Genomic DNA, 21207 nt, shown 5'->3' with positions numbered 1-21207 from the left:
TTTTTTGTAAGTTTAGTACCACAACAGCTATTAATCAACCACTTAACTCTATATGAAGAAGTACTCTCTTCTTTATGCTTTTTTTATAACAACCTTCTTTGTGGGTTGTAATAATTCTGAAAACAGGTCTACACTTACAGATACAAAACTATTTAACTTCGAGCAACAAGGCTGGAAATCAAAACAAATTACGCACTTCATTAATGATATTAATTACACAGCTACTGAAGTGCCCTTGCAATATTATATCCTGAAGGAAATAGGCAGAAACGATTTAAATAAAATCGATTCTATTTATAAGCGAAACGCAAAAGAACGTATTCTTGAAATAGAATTTCAACATAGTGATAAAGAAGATTTACTAGATCAAAAATTCACTAAAAAACCTTACGAAGATGCGGTAAAGTATATGGCGTTTCAAATTGAAAAAGATTTTTTTATTGTAACATCTTCTAGTGATACAATCAAATGCTCAGGAGTAAATTTTGAACGTAATTTTAAAGTAGCACCATTTAAAAGAGCGCTACTCTATTTCAACAATATAGATCCAGACGATACTATAAAATTGATATACAACGATCAAATTTTTGGTAATGGTATTATTAAGTTCAATTTTGACGAAACACCTTTAAAACTATAATTACGAATTATGATTCATACTATTAAAACAAGTAAATGCTCAAAAATTATAGCTTGTTATTTAGCAATCCAGCTAGTGATAACTACTATTCAGCCTAGTAATTTGTATGCATTAACTGGAGGTCCTTCCCAACCAGAATTTAATTCTTTTGCTCCAATAGGCACTTCAGATATGGTAAATCTTACCTCAGGAGACTTCTCTTATAATATCCCTATAATGGATGTAGGTGGATACCCATTAAATTTATCTTATGCTTCAGGTGTAACGATGGACCAAGAAGCGTCATGGGTAGGTTTGGGCTGGAACCTTAATGTTGGTCAGATTAATCGACAAGTTAGAGGTCTTCCAGATGATTTTAAAGGAGACCAAATGAAATATGAAAACAAACTCAAGCCTAACCGAACTGTTGGTGGTCATGTTATGTTTCATCCTGCTTTTTGGGGAGTTGATATTCCTGTGTCTGTTAATGTTGGACTTGGTATTGAGCACAATAACTACTCTGGATGGTCACATTCTTCAACTACTGGTGTTTCATTAAAAATGTCAGATAATACAACCATTGGAGTTGATTTAACATCTTCAAGTAATAGTGGTGTGTCAATTTCACCTAGAGTTAGTCTTAACAAACTAAAGTTTGGTAGCAAAAAATTTAATTTAGGGAGTTCACTTGGTGCTACATTTAATTCTAGACAAGGGATTACATCGCTATCAATCTCTCCTTCTTTATACAAGGAAGATAAGAGAATTGGAGTTGGAGGTGTTTTAAATGGAGGAAGTTCTGCAAGTAAAACCTTTTTAACTACTTCTTATACACCAACTAAAAGAAATAGAATGGTCAATGAGAATATTAAGGGGAATGCTGCTTTTGGTGCTGAAATCTTTGGTGTTGAAGGACAACTTGAACTGTATGCTTATGCTTCTAAACAATCATTAGCACTCGAAGAACGAAATAAAACAGAAAAAGCATATGGTTTTAACTTTACCGAACATGCTACAGACAATGACATTTTAGACTTTAATCGTCAAAATGACCGTATTGTCAATGAGCACACTTCAGTTTTACCGATAACGAACTATACGTATGACTTGTATTCCATTAATGGTCAAGGTGTTTCTGGAATGTACCAACCTTATCGAAGTCAAGTAGGATATGTTTATGATAAGTATGTTAAGGACATTAGTAGAGACGGTAACTTGGGCTATGAAGTTGGTGTTGTGAATGTTGCTCATGGTAATGTAGAATTTGCGTACTCTCCTTCAAATTCATCTACAGGGGTATGGACTGGAATTACTAATCAAGCAAGATACAATTTCTTGCAATCAAATAACAACTCACCTGATTACGAAAAGGTATTTTATAAATCTATTGGCGAGCTTAATGTAGATAATGACAACTTGTTATGGAATTATCTTGGTGGAGAATCACCAATTAGAATTGGGCTTCACGGGGCTAATACTTCCAAAAAAACTACAGCTAGCACATACTATTCTGGAAACCAAGAATTAACTACTGCAATTAGCATTCCTTCTAATGGAGTAAATAGGTCTCAAAGACTAATTAGAAATAAATCAATCCAATCATTGTCTAAAGTAGATGCAGATAAACTATACCTAAATTATGAAGAAGACTTTAAACCTAAAGTTCATACAAATGCAAAAAATCACCATAATACCTTAACAAGAATTACACAGCCAGATGGAAGTACTTATGTTTTTGGACAGCCAGCTTATAATATTACAAAAAAAGAAGTGACATTTAACGCCTCAGGAAAATCAGATTATAGCCCAAATGCTCAATACGGTGATCATTTAGTTAAATATTCAAGTTCAGATAATTCACCAGGGAATATTTTTGATTTTGGGTCAGGTAACACTAATGGTACAGATCATTATTTTAACAGGGTTACTACACCTGCTTATGCCCATACATATTTACTCACAGAGGTTTTGTCTTCAGATTATGAAGATATTTTAGGAGATGGACCAACTGATGATGATCTAGGTAGCTATACTAAATTTTATTATGAAGACCACGGTACTTCAGACGCAGATTTAGATCCTAATGCAAGGCCTTATAAATGGAGAGTTCCATTTGAACGTTATGCAGCAACAGCAAATAAAGGACTCTACTCATTACAAGGTGATGATATGGGAAATTATATATATGGAGAAAAAGAATTGTTTTATGTAAATAAGATTGAAACTAAAACTCATGTTGCCATATTTGATCTTGTGGAAAGAGAGGACGGTTATGGTGTTATAGATGAAGATGGTGGACGATCTACTGAAACAGCTATGTATAAAATCAATAAGATCTATCTATATTCCAAACCAGAATATAATAAGCTAATGGAAGGCGTTTCTGATTTTGATGATTTACCAGAATCGATCTGTATGAAAACAGCAATTAAGGTGGCTCATTTTGACTATAATTACTCTTTATGCCAAGACCTTCCTAACAACATTAACTACAACGCAAGTACAACGAGTACTGTTGAAGATGGCAAACTTACTTTAAAGAAGGTGTATTTTACATATAGAGGATCAAATATGGGGAAATTTACACCATATACGTTCAACTATGATGAAGGTAATCCAGATTCAAATCCAAACTATCATATTAAAGGTTCTGATTTATGGGGAAATTATAAGAGTCCAGTTGGAGGACATTATTATAATAGCGAGCCAACAAATTCCGAATATGCTTATGTTAATCAAGATAGTGAAGAAGCAAATAAAAATGCTGCAGTTTGGACCATGAGATCAATAAATTTACCATCAGGTGGTAAAATAGAATTAGCTTATGAAGCTGATGATTACACTCATGTGCAGGAAAGAAATGCTATGCAGATGTTTAAAGTAAGAGGTGCAGGATCCTCATTAACTCCTTCTTCTCCTTACAGTAATAAACTGTACGATAATAATAATCATAATAAATATTTGTACATAGAGCTTGGAGATGATACGAATCCTGAGCTTTTATCTGCTCCTGATACACCAATTTCTCCAACAACTTTTCAAGAAAATTTTCTCTCTGAGATTATAAATGACCCTATCTACTTTAGGTTTTTACTAAATATGGATAGAGGTAATAATAGCAGATATGATTTTGTTGAAGGTTATTTCAAGATAGATAATAGTTTAGAAATTGAGGAGAAATTTAATGTATTCGTATCTAATAATAAAATTTTCGCAGCCATTCCTGTAAGTTATACTCACTTAAACAAAAGTTATATGACTCCAGATGGAGTGCACCCAATCGCTAAAGCGGGTTGGTATTTTGGAAGACAGTATTTAAATAATGTGGTTTATGAAGGTACTGAGTATGAACAAAATCTAGGAGTCATGGACGTGGCTTGGAATATTGTCAATAAAATTGGACAAATGTATTCCCTTTTTGTTGGTCCTAATACAGAACTCAAAAATAGAGGTTGTGCACAATTATTCAGTAATACAAAGTCGTGGATAAGACTACAAAGTCCTACAGATAAAATTGGAGGGGGACTTAAAGTTACCAAAGTAGAAATGTTTGACCAATGGGATACAATGGTTAGTGCTAGCAATCCTGATAACGAACATCTTTACAGAATGTCTTATGGACAAGAATACGATTATGATTATATAGACGGAAGTTCTAGTGGTGTTGCAACTTTCGAGCCTTTTGGAAGCAAAGAAAACCCATACATAGAACCGTTTTTTGATGGTGTAAATGACGACAAGCTTCTAGCACCAGAAGAACAAGGTTACACTGAAAAGCCTTTTGGCGTATCATTCTTCCCTTCTGCTAAAATAACCTATGGTCAAGTAACTGTTTCAAACCTACAAAGAGGGACGCATACAAATAATGGTGGAGATACAACACTTGAAATTGGTAACAATGGTACTGGTAAAGTTGTAAATGTTTTTTATACGTCTAAAGACTATCCTACAATTACAAAGCATACAACTTTAGATGGACCACATCCTGTAAATTTTCCTCCAGGCGGAGTGTCTATAATTGCATCAATCTTGGGTATAAATGTTTATACTGAAAAAGCATTGTCTATGTCACAAGGATTTTCAATTACCACCAATGACATGGATGGAAAACAGTGGAGTCAGACTATCTATAGAGAATCTATGCCAAACGATCCTGTCTCTAAAGTAGAATACCTATATGATATGGATGTCAATAATAATTTAGACAACAACCTCTTAACAATCGATAAAGAAGGCAAAGTTGAGGAACGTACAATAGGTGTAGATTATAATGTAGTTAATGATTTTAGAAATTCTAAAAGTAGTTTGAAAAGTTATGGGGCAGATGTTAATCTTGGAGGTACAATTTATGGTCTATTCCCATTTTTTAGTGCAAGTGTTACACCACTAATTTCTATACATACTACAGAGCTCAAAATGGCCACAACAACGAAGGTAATTCATAAAACTGGAATTATGGTTGAGAAAAAGGCAACAGATTTAGGAGCGGTGGTAACAACTAAAAACTTAGCTTGGGATGCAGAAACAGGTCAAGTGATTTTAACTGAAACAGATAATGAATACAAAAATGATAGGTATTACAACTTTAGTTACCCAGCATATTGGCATTATAAAGCCATGTCATCTGCATCAAATAATTTAGGGATTAGTCTTCTTTTAAACTCACCAAGCAACAACTTGTACTCGGTAAATAATGCTTCAAATTACTTGATTGATGGAGACGAAGTATTGGCTAAAAGTGCATTAAGTAGTTCAAGGTGTTGGGTTACAGCATTAAATGGTAATTCATTTTCGCTTATTGATGAGAATGGTTTATTCTTCAATAACGCTGAACGCATTAAGGTAATTAAGTCTGGATATAAAAACTTGCAGACAGCAAGTATGGGAAGCGTCACTTTAATGAAAAATCCTATCAATATTGATGGTGTTGATGATGATAACTATAATGACTTAAATGAAACATCTTTTATAGCTACACCTTCAACATGGAACGATCAAAGGATAATTAATGCATCAGCTATCAGATATTCCGACACATGGCCTGCTCCATGTGAGTGTAATCTTCCTAAAATGAAATATAACGATCAGGGAATACTTGAATTTGTGTACGAAGGAGATGAAGCTTACAATCCTTATTTATATAATATCAAAAATGAATGGAGGGCTAACGAATCATTTGCTTTCTTGACGGGAAGATATAATGATGATGATAATGACGATAATTTAAACTTGAATAGTAATCTAGGTTATAATCCTAGAAAAGCAGGCTTTTTCATGGAGTTTGATCCATTTTATAAGTTGGATAATACTAACCTTCAATGGTATATTAATCCTTCTATAACCGAAACCGATAGTAAATGGACATTTGCGTCTCGGGTGTCATTATATAATCCATATGGAGCTGAATTAGAAAACAAAGATGCTTTAGACCGTTATTCTTCTGCTCAGTATGGTTATAACTATAAATTACCAGTAGCTGTCACATCAAATGGTCAATATAGAGAAATAGGCTTCGATGGATTTGAGGATAATACTTCTGATTGTGATAATGAACATTTTAAAATAAAGAGTTCAATTACTAATACTAATAGTGAAATAAGTGGCTTAAACTCTCACTCAGGCAGAAATAGTCTGAAGGTTAATCCAAATAATGCGGCAGTATTAGAGGTAAGAATAAAAGATTGTCCTGAAGAAACTAATCCAAATGGAAACTAATGATTATTTATAAAACGATATGATAAAAATAGGATCTGCATATAAATCAAGAGTTCAAAATATGAAAACCACTAATGTATTACTAATACTTGTTATAGGTATCGTTCAAATAAGTTTTGGACAACAAGCACCAACAGATAGCGAACTTAACTTTGATAGCGCTTATTATACTGCATTATATTCTCAGGAAAATTCTAACTCTTCTGATGTTCAAGCATTAGTAGCAAAAATGAGAAGTTACTACATAAAACGCTATAATAGTATTGGCAATGAAAACAATTTATTAATACCCACAAACTTACAGCCCTCATGTACTAATATGGGTTTTGAAGACAATAACTTTAATGGTTGGTGTCGAAGAACAGGCGTATATAAAGGCTATACTATTGAAAACGGATACGATGTCATTTATGACGATATAGATGATATTAGTCTAGTCATTTGCGATAACTCTATTATGGAAGATTTGGACTGTGGCGATGATTCGGGAGAACCTTTGTCTGCTTTAGAATTCGAAATACAAGAGAGGCAAATTGGACAAACTGATCTTTATGGAATTGATTTAGGCAATATTGAAGGTAATTATGCAGTAAAGTTAGGTAATAGTTGTTTAGACTATAATGTCAATAGGATAGAGCAATCATTTATTGTGGATAATTCAAACAGTGTTTTTGAATATCGATTTGCATTAGTATTTCAAGACATTGGTGTTTGTGATCATATAGTTTATGATATTGATTGCAATACAAACAACCTAAATAATCTTGGGGATATTCAATCACATCATAAGCCTTATTTCACTGTTTTTTTGGAATTTCAAGGACAAAAAATTGAATGTTCTGAATATTTAATTTTTGGTGACGAAAATACATTTGAATTTGACTCTGTTGGTGGTGTTTTAAAAAAGGATTGGTCTAAAAGCATTATTAATTTATTAGATTTTGTTAATCTTGGAGATGAAGTAAAAATTGTAGCTGAAGTAGCAGATTGTGGTTATGGAGGTCATTTTGGATATGCTTACTTTGAAGCCTCTTGCAGTACTAATACAACGGATATATCGGCTTCTTCAAATAATATCTGTGTGAATGATACTGTTACTTTTGTAAGTGATACCCATTATACAGATTATTTGTGGTCTTTTTATGATAATAATGGCGTACTTATAAATACAAATACTAATAATCCTGCTCAATTTCAATATACTCAAACAGGATATTACAAAGTTACCTACGGCCCTCCAAGTACTGGTACAACAGGTCTTAATTGTAGTCAAAGCCTCTACATAGATGTTGAGGATTGTGGGCAAACTAATGAAACATGTGAAGATTGTTACTCTTTTAGACCTCTAAGCAACAAAAAATATTGGTTAAGCGCTTGGGTTAAAGAAGAGAAGTTAGAACAAGTTCTATCTTATAATAATTCTTTTGTTCAAGTAACCTATTCTACTGGTTCCAATACCTTCATAGGTTCTGAAAACTTCTACCCTTCTGGAGAAATTATTGAAGGCTGGCAACGTATTGTTGGGTCTTTTAAAATTCCTCCGCATGCTGTTTACTTTAACTTAAACTTAATCAACGATGGAGGATATCCTGCATATTTTGATGATGTTAGAGTCCATCCATTTAATGGCAACATGAAATCTTTTGTTTATGACAATGAAAATTACAGACTCATGGCAGAACTAGACGAAAACAATTTTGCAACGTTTTATGAGTATGATAATGAAGGTGGTTTAGTTAGGGTTAAGAAAGAAACTGAAAAAGGTGTAATGACCATTCAAGAAACTAGATCAAGTACAAAAAAGATTGAAAATGATTAAGACGCTATTTATAAATATTTGTGTACTTGTTATTAGCTTTAGCTGCTATTCTCAAAATTTAGACAGCATTATTAACCTTGCTAAAGCACAATATGATAAAGTTTCAAATTTTAAAAAAACCTTACGTTATACAGTATATACAGATAGTATTTCAGAAGTTAAAAAGGAAGAGCTCAATGGAGAACTCATAAAAAGTGGTCAAAACTATTACTTTAAACTAAAAGAGACCGAATTCCTGTTTTCAAAAACATTTAGCCTTAAAGTAAATCATATTCAAAAAGCTATGATTTTCTCTAAAGAACAAAACAATTTTGAAACATCACTTAATGAACAGGTTCCATTTCTTGCATTAATTAAGAATTTCAATTCAAATAAGGTCATTGATATGACCAATAGCTGGAAGTGTGTTTTAAGTGATCCTAGAAATATTTCGCCATACTCCAAAATTATTTTTTTTATTTCAAAAAATAATTATGCGGTAACCAAACAAGTTTACTTTTTTAGTTCTTCTATGGAAAAGAAATTAAATCCAGAAATGGAAAATACTAAAAATGAACGATTTGAAATTGTAGAAACTAACTTTCAGAAAGATCCTAAAATAGATGAAAGTCTATTTAATTTAGAAAAGTATATCCAAGTAAAGAATAATAATTATGTGCCATCTGAGCCCTTAAAAACATATAAGGTCTTTGTTCAGTAACCATTAGTAAATCATTACCATAGTATGAAACGTAATTTTCCACTGATTTTTATCCTCATTTTGTTGATCACAACAACTCTTAATGCGCAGTCTGAAGAGCTCTCTGATGTAATACAGCCTTCTAATTTAATTGAAGGTTTAATGAGAACAATAGAGGATCCTAGTTTTACAAATCCTAATAGTGTTGTTGAAAAACCAGCAATTGAAGTAAGAGTTGGAATTTTAGATGATGTTGTAATCAACCCTTCCATTTGGTTTACTTATGAGATTAAATTAAAAGTGAATACTCTAAACTTAATTACAAACACTGAAAACCCTGCAACTAGTGAAGTCTTAAAAATTGAATATAGCCCATTTGGTAATGTGGGTAATTTCAAAGATTTAGACTTAAAACGGTTTAATAATGCTCAAGGGCTTAAAATATATGTTGAAGACATTACCATAATTGATAGGAATACTAATAACCCTATCAACATTTCAAACCCTGGGAATGTTTACTTAGAACTAAGATTTTTGTCAAATAGATACAGACGTTTGTCAACAGTACTTCCAAACATTACTACTAAATTCTTTAATTATAATGAAAATGGAGAGTTTGAAGTTTCAAACACTTCATCATCAGAAGCTAAAGAAGTGGAATTTAACTGGAATCCAATAACAGGTGCTAAATACTATGATTTAGAATGGACATGGATTGATAATTATCCTACCAATGTTGGTAGTCAAGCGCTTGATGAGTCTGATATTAACTTAAGCCTTAGAACTTTTGAAAATAACAGTACAAGAGTACGGATTGAGAATACATCATACAGAATACCACTTGTATACGCTAATGGCTATCTAGTATATAGAATAAGAGCTGTTGGGTTCAGAGCAGATGATTATTCTGGGAATCTTGACTTTACAAATACCTCAAAATTATACTTTGGAGAATGGACTAGCAGTCCTATTGATGAAGAAACAAAAGTTTCAGATTGGAATGACCACTTTCCAACCTTTAGTCATGAAAATAATAAAAACTGGCAATTCCAAGCATCTTTTGCTGAAGATGGAAAAAAGAAAGAAGTTGTAAGTTATTTCGATGGCACGCTTCGAAATAGACAAACAGTTACTAAAATAAATACTGACAATTCAGCTATTGTTGGCGAAGTTATCTATGATAATCAAGGTCGTGCTGCCATTGAAGTGCTACCATCACCAACTAAAATCTCAGCTTTACAATTTCATGAGAAGTTTAACCTTAATCTCAATAACGAAATTTATACACATTATGATTTTGATTGGTCCGATCCCAATTCATTAGATTGTGATTTGGGTGTTAGTACTTCAGGGATGAGTGATATTTCTGGAGCTAGCTTGTACTATTCAGATAATCTTGACCTTAAAACAGAGCCTAAAGATTATTTTGTGCCTCATGCAAATAATTATCCATTTTCTCAAATCCAATATACTGATGATAATACTGGCCGTATCAAACGAAAGTCTGGTGTAGGGAATAATCATCAACTTGGTAGTGGGCATGAAATGAAGTATTACTATGGAACTCCTAACCAGCCAGAATTAAATAGACTTTTTGGATACAAAGTTGGGTTTAGTAGATTTTATAAAAAAAATACGGTTATAGATCCAAATGGACAAATTAGTCTTAGTTATCTAGATCCTCAAGGTAGGACAATTGCAACAGCATTAACAGGAAATTCACCAAACAATTTAGAAGCGTTATCTGAGGCTATCAGCAACCCTCAAACAATGGCCTCTATAGACTTGTTATCTAAAATTAATAGTGATGATCCAGATACTGACATAGATAGAAATGAAAGATTTAATTCGCAAGCATTTAATCCCTTTTTGGATGGTTTACGATATACTGGAAATCATTTCGCAATCAATGATAATGATCAATTTATACTTTCCTATAAGGCAAAAATCAGCGATGTTTTACTTTGTGATACTTATTATCCATTTGTTTATAATTTAAATCTTAGTATTTTAAATGAATGCGGTGATGAAATATCAACAGATTTAAATTCAGGAAGCCCTTCTTCAATAGTAAACACTATTATAGGTACTAATGAACCCTCTACTACAAACCAAACTGACGAGTATTCTAAAACGATAACTACAACTCAAGGTCTTTTAAAACAAGGTAACTACACCATAAATAAAACTTTAACTGTTAACGAGGATATTTTCAATGAGTATCTTGAAGACTATATGTTAAGCGATTGTATTTTACCTAAAGCCTATTTTGAATTACACCTAATTGACGACAGCTGTAAAATTACTGAACAAGATTGTATCACATTAAGAGCTTATGCTAATGCGACAGCTTATGCTGTGGATGAAATTGATGTTATAAACCAGCATTTAGTCGCAAATAATTTACCTGTACTTACTTCGGAAAAAGAAGATCAATACATGGAAGCTTTTATTGCCATTTATGATAATAAAATCATTAGTTGTGACTTACTTGATGAATACAATGAAGAAGACGATTCAGGCACTTATACTTATACAGATAATTGTGATATAGCCACATTGCGTTTATTACAGGATTTTAAACCTGGTGAACAATACGCCATTTATGAGCAAGAAAATAGTAGTGGTCAAATGGAAGCAATAGAAGATCAATTCAGTATCTTTTATGGCTGTAATAATGTTAATGATGAAACCTGTGTTAGTTCTGGCAATTCTTTTTTACCTTCTTATGACAGCAGTTTAGAACTCCCTATATGGAAACATCCAAAAGATTTATCTGGAGCCCCAACTATTTATTATAATGATGATGCATTTTTAGAAGAGGCCTATGTGGATGTTAAAGTGGAAGTAGATGAAAATGGAGAGTTTGTTGTTGATAATGGTGATTATATTTATTCCCTTGAAGTTGATGTCGAGTTTATAGACGATTATTTAATTGGTGGTATCCCTAGAGTAGATCAAGAATACCATCTTATAAATGATGAAGGCAAAAAAGTTAGACCACACCACTTAGCAAAAGAAGAAGATTTTATTAACGTTTGGAACGATAAATGGGCACATTCGTTACTGTTTTACCATCCAGAAGTGGGATATTCATCTTACTTCAAAGCAATATGTACAAATCTTGGTGACAACACTAGTAACCCAATACAATTAAGTTCTACAGCTTTTGATGACTATATTAAATCATTAAGTGCTGCAGATATTTTAAATGATAGTAGTTTAGAAGCAATTCTCGATGACCCTTTGGCTTTGCTCTTAATAGACCCATTTTTTAATATAACTTACAATGTAGAGCAGGATGCTTTTTATGGTATAACAACCATTGATAGTAATAACACAGGGAGCAATACTATAACTCTTGATGGATCAACTTATGATTTTAACAACGAGAAAGATGCTAGAAATGCGTTAATGAAATATGCTTTAGAGCATGATCTCGATGGATTAGGATTACCAATGTGGCAACACGCATATAGATTATACAATTGTGGAGATATAACCTTATTTGAATGTGAAGCACCAGACTCTATTGGTGATATAATGACTGACTTAACTCCTGAAGAAGAAGAAGCCTACTGGGCATCATATAGAGCTACTTATTTAAGCATGAAAGAAAAAGTCATCTATATTTTCTCTAATATTTTTGCAGAGCAAAATGGATTTAATAATAGTTGTATCGAAAACCTGAACAGTAACCCTTTTGCTGTAATTAATAATTATCCAAGTCAATTAGTGACTGACATAATCGAGTCTTTCTATATTAACACAGTTACTACAGGAGTTTGTTACAATAATGGAAATGCTTATGAAATTAAATCTAGACGCTATTTACCTTTTGATGTAGTTCTTGGTGAAGATTCAGGCAATCCAGACGCTTTAAACAATCTTATTGATAGTAATGATTATGATTATTGGCAGTTTACAGGTTTATGTCCAACTGCTGTTGATATGCTATATTTCATTAAAGGTTTTTTTGCAGATGTTAATAAAAATGATGCTTTCCCAATAGAAAATGGTAGTGGAAATCAAACGGCATACAATAATGTTCAATACCTTACTCCTGATCTATATACTGCATTAGGCGGAACGGTTACTATAGAAGATAATGACGATCAGCCTCTTTTAGGATCTACAAATGGTGGTATAAAAATTTACACGAATGGTGCCTCTGCAGCAAACTCAGGAGATTTAGCAATTAGAATTGGAGATGATTATGACACAGATGATATTAGCACTAATGGTGATGATGAAACCTGTGCTATCTATATCAATGACACAGATTCAGATGATACGAATTATAACTGGTTAGATTATGGTGTTCAATGGAGTATTACTAATATACTTGATTTTGTTTATACAGGAACTACCCAAGGACAACAAACATTTACATTCTTAGCTAAGGTAAGCTTATCTGGAGATCCCGATAACATTAGAGAGGTAGTATTTTCAGGGTCATCATGTGCTAATGTCGCAAATTGTGGCACAGATGGTAGTCAAGCAGGCAATGATGAGTACGATTTTATTCCAGTAGCAGGTGAGTGCGAAATTAGACATATTGGAATGACTATTTTAGCTCCTGACAAAGGAGATAATTGGACTCCAAACCATAGTACAACATATACTGATTCACCAGTTGATCAAGGACAAAGACATGATTTAATTCAAGGGATTGCCGACTTTGTTGATAATATATATCAAGATAATGTGCTATTTACATCTTTTCATGATCAAGCTAGTAATCCTTTTGTGAAAGTTGAGAGAAACTTAACAAATTTTATTGGTGGTTATGATTCTTATATTATGAATATTTCCACTAATGAATTACGAAGACAACCACAAGTTGACGTCACAGAGGATTCAACTCATGGAGGTTATATCATGCAAAGTCAAAATGACAACTACAATAATACATTCAGAAATATCATCGAAAATATTCCATCAAATATAACAGAGCCAATAGATGTAATGTATTTTGTTTTACTTTCAGATAAAGTATATGATATAAATGGGGTAATTCAAAGCTATAATAGCTTCAAGAATAATCCTTTAATCAAAAAGGTATTTTTTATAATTCCTAGAATACCAAGCAATGTAGTTCCACCAATGTCAAACAGGAGTGCATACTTTGAAGATGTTGAGAATTGGGATCCTTATGAACACAACTGGACGCCTTACGAATTTATAGAGCTTTTAATTGGCGATACGCCTATAGAATATAATGGAATTACAAATACTACACTAAATTCTGATTATTTTGCATTTAATTTAACAGATTTAGATGAAAGTCATCCAAAATTAAGCTATGAACCAACTGTTACTCATGACTTCCCTGAGTTAACTACATTTTTAACAAACAGTTATAATGAAGTCTTTAATCAATCTACAGAAGTATCAAGTACAGACCCATGTAATCCTTGTACTCCTATAATTCCTCCTACAACCAGTTGTAATGAAGCCTGGGATATTTATGAAAGTGGTTTAGGAAATGATTCAAATATAACAAACTATAGTGATTTGATTCCAGGTCTCGATCTTCGTGATTATGAATGGTTAGATGAAGATAAATTTTGTGAGCTTAACTATAAGTACTCAATAGAACACTACGAATTGTATGTTTCAAGTGTTATGAATGCCAGAGACCCAAGTAATCCTGGAATTAATAACGCATACTATATCGAATTCCCAAATTTTACCAGTCACGATCTTGGTTATGGCCATCCAAGCACTGCTGATGCAATTCAACAATATGCTAATTACTTATTAGATTATCAAGATTACGTAGATTATCATTCTGATATTGTAAATGGTGGGCCAGAACCAACTACTGAAGTATCAGTACCTTTAAATTTCTTAAACTTTGTTGCTGAAGAATATATCGATATGTCTGGAGTTTGTCCTAGAGCAACACTTCAGATTAATACACCAGAGATTGATGTAGTGGATGATTGTGAATCCTTCTTAACAAATCTACAGAATACTTATCAAAATGATTTGTATGAACAATATCTTGAAGAGCAAAGAGAATATTTTAGAAACGAATATCTAAATGCCGCAATGAATTCATTGGTAGAAAATTTAGATCTAAGTTATGATGATAAAGAATATCAATACACACTTTATTATTATGACCAGGCAGGCAATTTAATGCAAACGGTTCCGCCTAAAGGTGTGTACAGATTAAATTCTGCTGACCATAATCAGATTAATAATCTACGATTTAATGATGGGATGTCAACTAATAATAGTGTTAATCCTATACACAGTTTAAAAACAAGATACAAGTATAATTCGTTGAACCAATTAGTATATCAAAATACTCCTGATGGAGGAGAAACGCGTTTTGCCTATGACAAACTTGGTCGTATTGTAATGTCCCAAAATGCTAAACAAGCAATTCCTGTAAATGGATTCTTTCAAGAGGTTGTCGAGTACCCAACCTTTGTAAATAAAATTGGTGTTTCAACTTCTGGGAATGATATTGAATCAATTGTTTCTGGTCCATGGGTTGCGGGAGCTTCTTCACAAGAATTAATATATGATAATGGATACATCGAATGGGAATTGTTAAGTCCTGCATCCATGAATATGGACATTGCAGTTGGTCTATCGTATTCGGATAATGATACAACAGCTGAAGATATTGACTATAGACTTTATCAATCACCAGGTAGTGCACAAAAATTAGTTGGTTATGACGATTTTGGAACACCACAAACAGTTGATCAATGGCAAGTTGGTCAAAAATTAAGAATAGAAAGAATTAGTGGACATATAAAATTTTACGTTGACAATAATTTTGTCCACTTAATGACAGATGTAGATCCAACCTCACCTTTGCGATTCGATTGTGCTTTTAATGGTATACAACCTAAAGCCATTAGAAATATAAAAATAGTAAATACTTGGAAAACCTTAGAAAGTTTCAGCTATACCTCTTACGATGATTTAGGCAGAATTAATGAAGCAGGACAATTAAAAGTACCTAACAATTATTATGAGATTAATAATGAAGGCCGACTTATTTACACGTCTAATGGTAATTTGGTTAATGATGTTAATGAGTTTAGCTTTCCAAATAATATTTCTAAAGTGCGTGAAGAAGTTACTCTTACAACTTATGATACACAGAGCATAACTAATATCCTACCTGTATTTGAAGATTATAATAAATTTAATAATCGCAATCGGGTTACAGCTGTGTTGTATTACGAAAATTACCCTGATCCTTTTCAAATCACTAATTATGATAATGGTTTGTTTTATAGTTATGATATTCATGGAAATGTCAAGGAACTTGTTACTGATATTAAAGATCCTAGACTAGAAATGATGTGGCAAAACCTAAAAAAAGTCAGTTATGAGTATGATCTGATTAGTGGTAATGTAAATAAAGTCTTTTATCAAAAAGGCTATAAAGATCAGTTTATACATCAGTATTTTTATGATGCTGATAATAGAATTACTCAAGTTAAAACATCAAAGGATGGTATAATTTGGGAAAATGAAGCTGAATATGATTATTATAAACATGGTCCACTGGCAAGAGTGCTAATTGGTAATAAAAAAGTGCAAGGTTTAGATTATGCTTATACAATTCAAGGCTGGCTTAAAGGTGTTAATTCAGAAAAAATAGATGCTGAAGATGATATGGGTAATGATGGTTATTATGGAGATCACTTTAAAGTAGCAAAAGATGCTTTTGGTTTTAGCTTGAGATACTATAATGGTGATTATGAAGCAAATGAAGGAGCAAGAGTGTCAAACTTAACAGGTTTCATGGAAATATCAAATAGAAATCTTTACAATGGGAATATAAAGCAAATGGTAACCTCTTTGCGTGGATTAAATGAAGAAAAATTAAGTTCACTTTCAAATCTATATAAGTACGATCAATTGAACAGAATTAGCTCAAGCTATAATCAAACTATTATGGAGCTAAATTCTAATAATAATTTTGATACCAATAATGCTGGATATGACACGCAATACACCTACGATAAAAATGGCAATATAAAAACATTGCGTAGAGATGCGTTTGGTGTCAATATGGATAATTTCGAAAATTATGAATTATATGACAACACAAATCAATTAAAGCATATTAAGGAAACTGCTAATCCAAGCAATTTCGATATAGATATCGATGAACAAAATTCTGAAAATTATGTTTACGATGCCATAGGGCAACTAGTTTACGATGATTCAGAACAGCTTAAAATAGCTTGGACAGTATCTGGAAAGGTTAAGGCTATTGGAGGAAACAAAGATATAAAATTCACATATGATGGTCTAGGTAATAGGTTATCCAAAACGGAAGTAAAAAAAGGAGGTAATTCTACCACAACATATTATTTAAGGGATGCTCAAGGGAATCCACTTGCTGTTAATAATTTAAATAGCTTTCCAAGTAATAATTTTTTAAATTGGAATACAAGATATTCATTAAAAGAACATAATATCTATGGAAGTTCTAGACTAGGTTTACAAGAATACGCAGCCAAAAGAAAAGAGAATTTATTAGCTACCTTAAATTATACAGATAAAGAATTAAAGAAGTTTAGATCTCAACAACAAAATATAATTGATCAAAGTAATACATTATTATGTGAAAACTGCGCATATAGCTTTAACGAGACAGATAATTCTACCGGAAGTATTATAGATAATTTATTAGACATCAATTTAAATACATCTAATACGTTTTCCTTTAATACAATAATAAGTCCATTAAACAACTTTCAAATAAATACTGAAGAGTTAATTCTAGAATTAGGAGAATCTCCATTTGGTACTCCTAGCCAAGGTTTAAACAAGATATTCTTGTATTTGGAAAGAAATTCAGACGGAACAGATTTTAGATACTTACCAATATTAAAATTGGTCAATAATCAGGTATCTCCATCTATATTAACAACATTTACGTTAACTAATCCTAATGACGTTACTATTTCTAGTATTGATAGTTTACAGGATATTTTTTATACCGTAGAAGTTACACCTTCAAATGAGCTAATAGTTAATTTATCTCTTAATGGAAATCAATTTTCAACTAGTGACAATTCACTTTCAATGGTTAGTGAACAATCCAATATATTATCACAATTTGGAAGTCATATATCAAACAATAACTTCAGAATGTGCAATTTGTCATACAATTTTGATGGTGTTAGCAGAAACTTTAATTTTGAATTAAAAGAACAAAATCCAAGTGATGAGTTCAATAGTAATACAGTTGAGTTAATTTTAACAAATTTGAATGAAAGTTTATGGATCGAAGGCGGTTGTGGAGTAGATAATGATTACGATAATGATACTGTTCTAGATGTATATGAAGATGGAAATTCCGGAGTAGACCCCTCTCAAGATGAAGATGGCGATGGTATACTTAACTACTTAGACCAGGATGACCCAAATGTTCCAGTTTTTGTAGACAATAATAATGATGGTGTTAATGATGTTTACGATACTGACGGAGATGGTATCGCTAATTGGATGGATGAAGATGATGATAATGATGGTATTTTAACGAAATATGAGGATGCAGATCAAAATGGTTCTGTACTGAATGACGATACTGATAATAATTGGGTTCCAAATTATCTAGATCCAGATGATGATGGTGACAGTATTCCAACTCAAAATGAAAACGCAGATCCTAATGATGATAATGAACCATCAGATGCAGTAGATTTTGATGGCGATGAAATACCTAACTATTTAGATAATGATGACGATGATGATACTGTTTTAACAATAGACGAATACTTAGATGGTCAAGATTTTGATGGAGATGGAGCTCTAAACTATTTAGATACTGATGACGATAATGATACAGTACCAACAGCATTTGAAAACACATTTCCTGGAGATGAATATCTCTTAGATACTGATGGAGATGGAGATCCAAATTTTTTAGATATTGATGATGATAATGATGGTTATATAACTCAGGAGGAGGACGATAACTTTAACAATAACCCTATTGATGATGACGAAGACGGTGATGGTCACCCGGACTTTTTAGATGCTGAAGACCTTAATCCAAATGTACCTGGACCAATTAATATGTCTTATCACTATAATCTTGTAGGAGACAAACGATATGAACTTTCAAATCATTTAGGAAATGTAATTTCTGTAATATCAGATAGAAAACTTCCAGCATTTAATATAGGAAAAGAGTGGTACGGAAGTAAATCATTCAAGGATTATTGGAATCCTTATAATAAATCTAGTCTTTCAGTAGATGAACATACATTACATGTTAAATGTCATGAGCCAGAATCTGGTGCTTATGGCAAATACGTATTAGATTCAGGTCTCACCTATTCTGTTCAGATGGATATTGGTAAAGAGAATTTTATGGCTAATTTAGTTTTTGAAATTTTAGATCCTTCAGGAGATCCTATATATACGCAAACTGTATTAGAATCAACTACTATCGGAACTCAATTTACAACTAATCAAAGTGGAACATATGTATTGTTAATTTATGTAGATGAAAGTTTTACTCAAACAGAGGAGTTTACAATAAGTAATTTAATAATTGCAGATGTTACAGGTATTGCCCATGATACAAATCAAATAGACCTTTTTGGAACATTTGTGCCAGATGTATTTGCATACAATGATTACTATCCTTTTGGAATGCTAATGCCAAAACGCCACGACTCAGAAGGGAACTATCGTTATGGGTTCAATGGAATGGAAGCTGATGATGAAATAAAAGGTGGAGGGAATAGTTATACATCATATTTTAGACAATATGATTCTAGAATAGGAAGATGGTTAAGTTTAGATCCAGAAATGGAGAATTTCCCAAATCAAAGCCCCTATAATGGTTTTGATAATAGCCCAATAAAATTGTCAGACCCTCATGGAAATTGTACAACTTGCCCTAAACCTGAACAAGATGGAACTGAAGAGGGTCAAATTTCTTCAACCGAAGGTGAGTTGTATATGGGACAAAGACCAATTAAAACTTGGTGGTGGCACGAAGGAACAGATTATACAGAAAAAGGATGGTATTCAAAGGAAGATTATGAGTATACACAATTAGATTATGAAAATGGTCAAATTCTTTTACCAAGAGAAGAAAAATCTCTATTAAATAAATTACTTACCGGTAATACTAGACAAAGATATATTGATATCACAAATGATAAAGTCGTTGAGATAAAAGGAGGAGAAGGAGTCTATGGCATACCAGTAGATGAAGATGGATATATGATTGGCAAGCTGAGCTATTATTTCTCCAAAGAACCAGTAGCTCTTGAAGTTCCATGGTATATAGGTGGTCCATCTAAAAAAGCAGGTTCTGTTTATGCAGTTGGCAAAGGCTATAAATTGGGGGCAAACTTTCTTTTTAATTCTAGAGGCCTAGCAAAAGCATATTTGAAAAGAATTATTCTTAAATTGCCTAAAAGTCAAAAACCTGTAAAACAATGGACAGTTGGAGCTGATAAAACTAAAAAAGGATTACCAAACTATGTTTACAGTGAGTCAGCTACCGACCACGGCAAGTTTTGGCTGTATAAAACTGATGATGGTTATAAAGTTATTGTTAATCATATTAAAGATGGGAAAAATCATTTTCATATAGGAGTTCCAAAAGATGCTAATGCAATAGGCAATGGAGCTGACGCAGCTGCTAAATATTTCCAAACTAATAGATATAAAAAAATAGAAGAAGTAAATCATGCATGGTTCGACTAGATTAAATAGAATTGAAGAGTTAAAGTTAAAAGCTAAAAAGCAGAAAGATTTAGAACAAATAAAGTCTTTTTATAGGAAACAGTTTGACATTGGCTTCATAAGTTATTCAACAGATTGGGATTTCCCAACACGACAAATATGGGATTTAGTACCTACTTCCAGCAAAGCCTTTAAAAAAATCTATTATAAAAATTCTAGTTTCGAGGAAATAATAAAACAAATAAAATTGACAATCGAAATTGAGTTTAAAACGAGTTCAAGTCTTTTTATAGAAAGACAGAGCGTAATTAATCATATCTTTGTAGAAATAAAACTTGATAAGTTTTTGGATAAAATAACTGAATTTTATAAGGAAAAAGACTATTACTTCTATGATTTATTTATAAACTCATCTAAAAATAATTTTATTTTATTATGGGAAGATCAAGAATCTAGATATCTTGAAATTTATCATGGAACAATAAATGAAAATTGCAAACCCATGCTAATAAAATAATTTTTATGAAAAATTTAGCTTAAACCTAGTAAAGCAAGTTAATTTCAATCTTTACAGAATTTATTTTTCAGCGAGAATTAAAAAATAGAACTTATATATACAAGCAAAGGTTATTTAAAATAAAATTAAATTTTAAAATAATACCCTAGATTTGCTCTAAG

6 protein-coding genes are annotated in these 21207 nt (G+C 32.2%); all 6 read left to right on the top strand.

Features of this window, described 5'->3' with window-relative positions:
- Positions 1-52 precede the first annotated feature (52 nt).
- Genes TD18_RS14785 through TD18_RS14760 form a run of 6 tightly spaced genes read left to right on the top strand, consistent with a single transcriptional unit; the run spans position 53 to position 21046 of the window.
- Complete coding sequence (locus TD18_RS14785; RefSeq protein ID WP_040254154.1) at positions 53-640, top strand: hypothetical protein; 588 nt, start codon at positions 53-55, stop codon at positions 638-640.
- 9 nt (positions 641-649) lie between these two features.
- Positions 650-6334 (top strand): hypothetical protein, encoded by a 5685-nt coding sequence (locus tag TD18_RS14780; RefSeq protein WP_040254152.1) that lies wholly within the window; start codon positions 650-652, stop codon positions 6332-6334.
- A 19-nt stretch (positions 6335-6353) separates the two neighbouring features.
- The gene (locus TD18_RS14775; RefSeq protein WP_040254150.1) at positions 6354-8153 is read left to right on the top strand and encodes a hypothetical protein; all 1800 of its coding nucleotides are present in this window, start codon (positions 6354-6356) and stop codon (positions 8151-8153) included.
- Positions 8146-8853, top strand: a complete 708-nt coding sequence (locus TD18_RS14770; protein ID WP_040254149.1) for a hypothetical protein — start codon at positions 8146-8148, stop codon at positions 8851-8853. Before TD18_RS14775 ends, TD18_RS14770 begins: the two co-directional genes overlap by 8 nt.
- A 24-nt stretch (positions 8854-8877) precedes the next feature.
- Positions 8878-20550 carry an RHS repeat-associated core domain-containing protein gene (locus TD18_RS14765; protein ID WP_040254147.1) on the top strand — a complete coding sequence of 3891 codons (11673 nt, stop codon included), beginning with the start codon at positions 8878-8880 and terminating at the stop codon, positions 20548-20550.
- A complete protein-coding gene (locus TD18_RS14760) occupies positions 20534-21046 on the top strand; it encodes a hypothetical protein (protein ID WP_040254145.1) in 513 nt (170 codons plus the stop codon). Before TD18_RS14765 ends, TD18_RS14760 begins: the two co-directional genes overlap by 17 nt.
- Positions 21047-21207 lie beyond the last annotated feature (161 nt).

It is taken from the genome of Psychroserpens mesophilus, assembly GCF_000826645.1.
Classification (GTDB): domain Bacteria; phylum Bacteroidota; class Bacteroidia; order Flavobacteriales; family Flavobacteriaceae; genus Psychroserpens; species Psychroserpens mesophilus.
This window is presented reverse-complemented; position numbering and strand designations above follow the sequence as displayed.

What these genes read in the sequence shown, in the direction of transcription:
- TD18_RS14765 (WP_040254147.1), top strand. Translation starts at nt 8,878, where the DNA reads ATGAAACGTAATTTTCCACTGATTTTTATCCTCATTTTGTTGATCACA.
- TD18_RS14760 (WP_040254145.1), top strand. Translation starts at nt 20,534, where the DNA reads ATGCATGGTTCGACTAGATTAAATAGAATTGAAGAGTTAAAGTTAAAA.
- TD18_RS14775 (WP_040254150.1), top strand. Translation starts at nt 6,354, where the DNA reads ATGATAAAAATAGGATCTGCATATAAATCAAGAGTTCAAAATATGAAA.
- TD18_RS14780 (WP_040254152.1), top strand. Translation starts at nt 650, where the DNA reads ATGATTCATACTATTAAAACAAGTAAATGCTCAAAAATTATAGCTTGT.
- TD18_RS14785 (WP_040254154.1), top strand. Translation starts at nt 53, where the DNA reads ATGAAGAAGTACTCTCTTCTTTATGCTTTTTTTATAACAACCTTCTTT.
- TD18_RS14770 (WP_040254149.1), top strand. Translation starts at nt 8,146, where the DNA reads ATGATTAAGACGCTATTTATAAATATTTGTGTACTTGTTATTAGCTTT.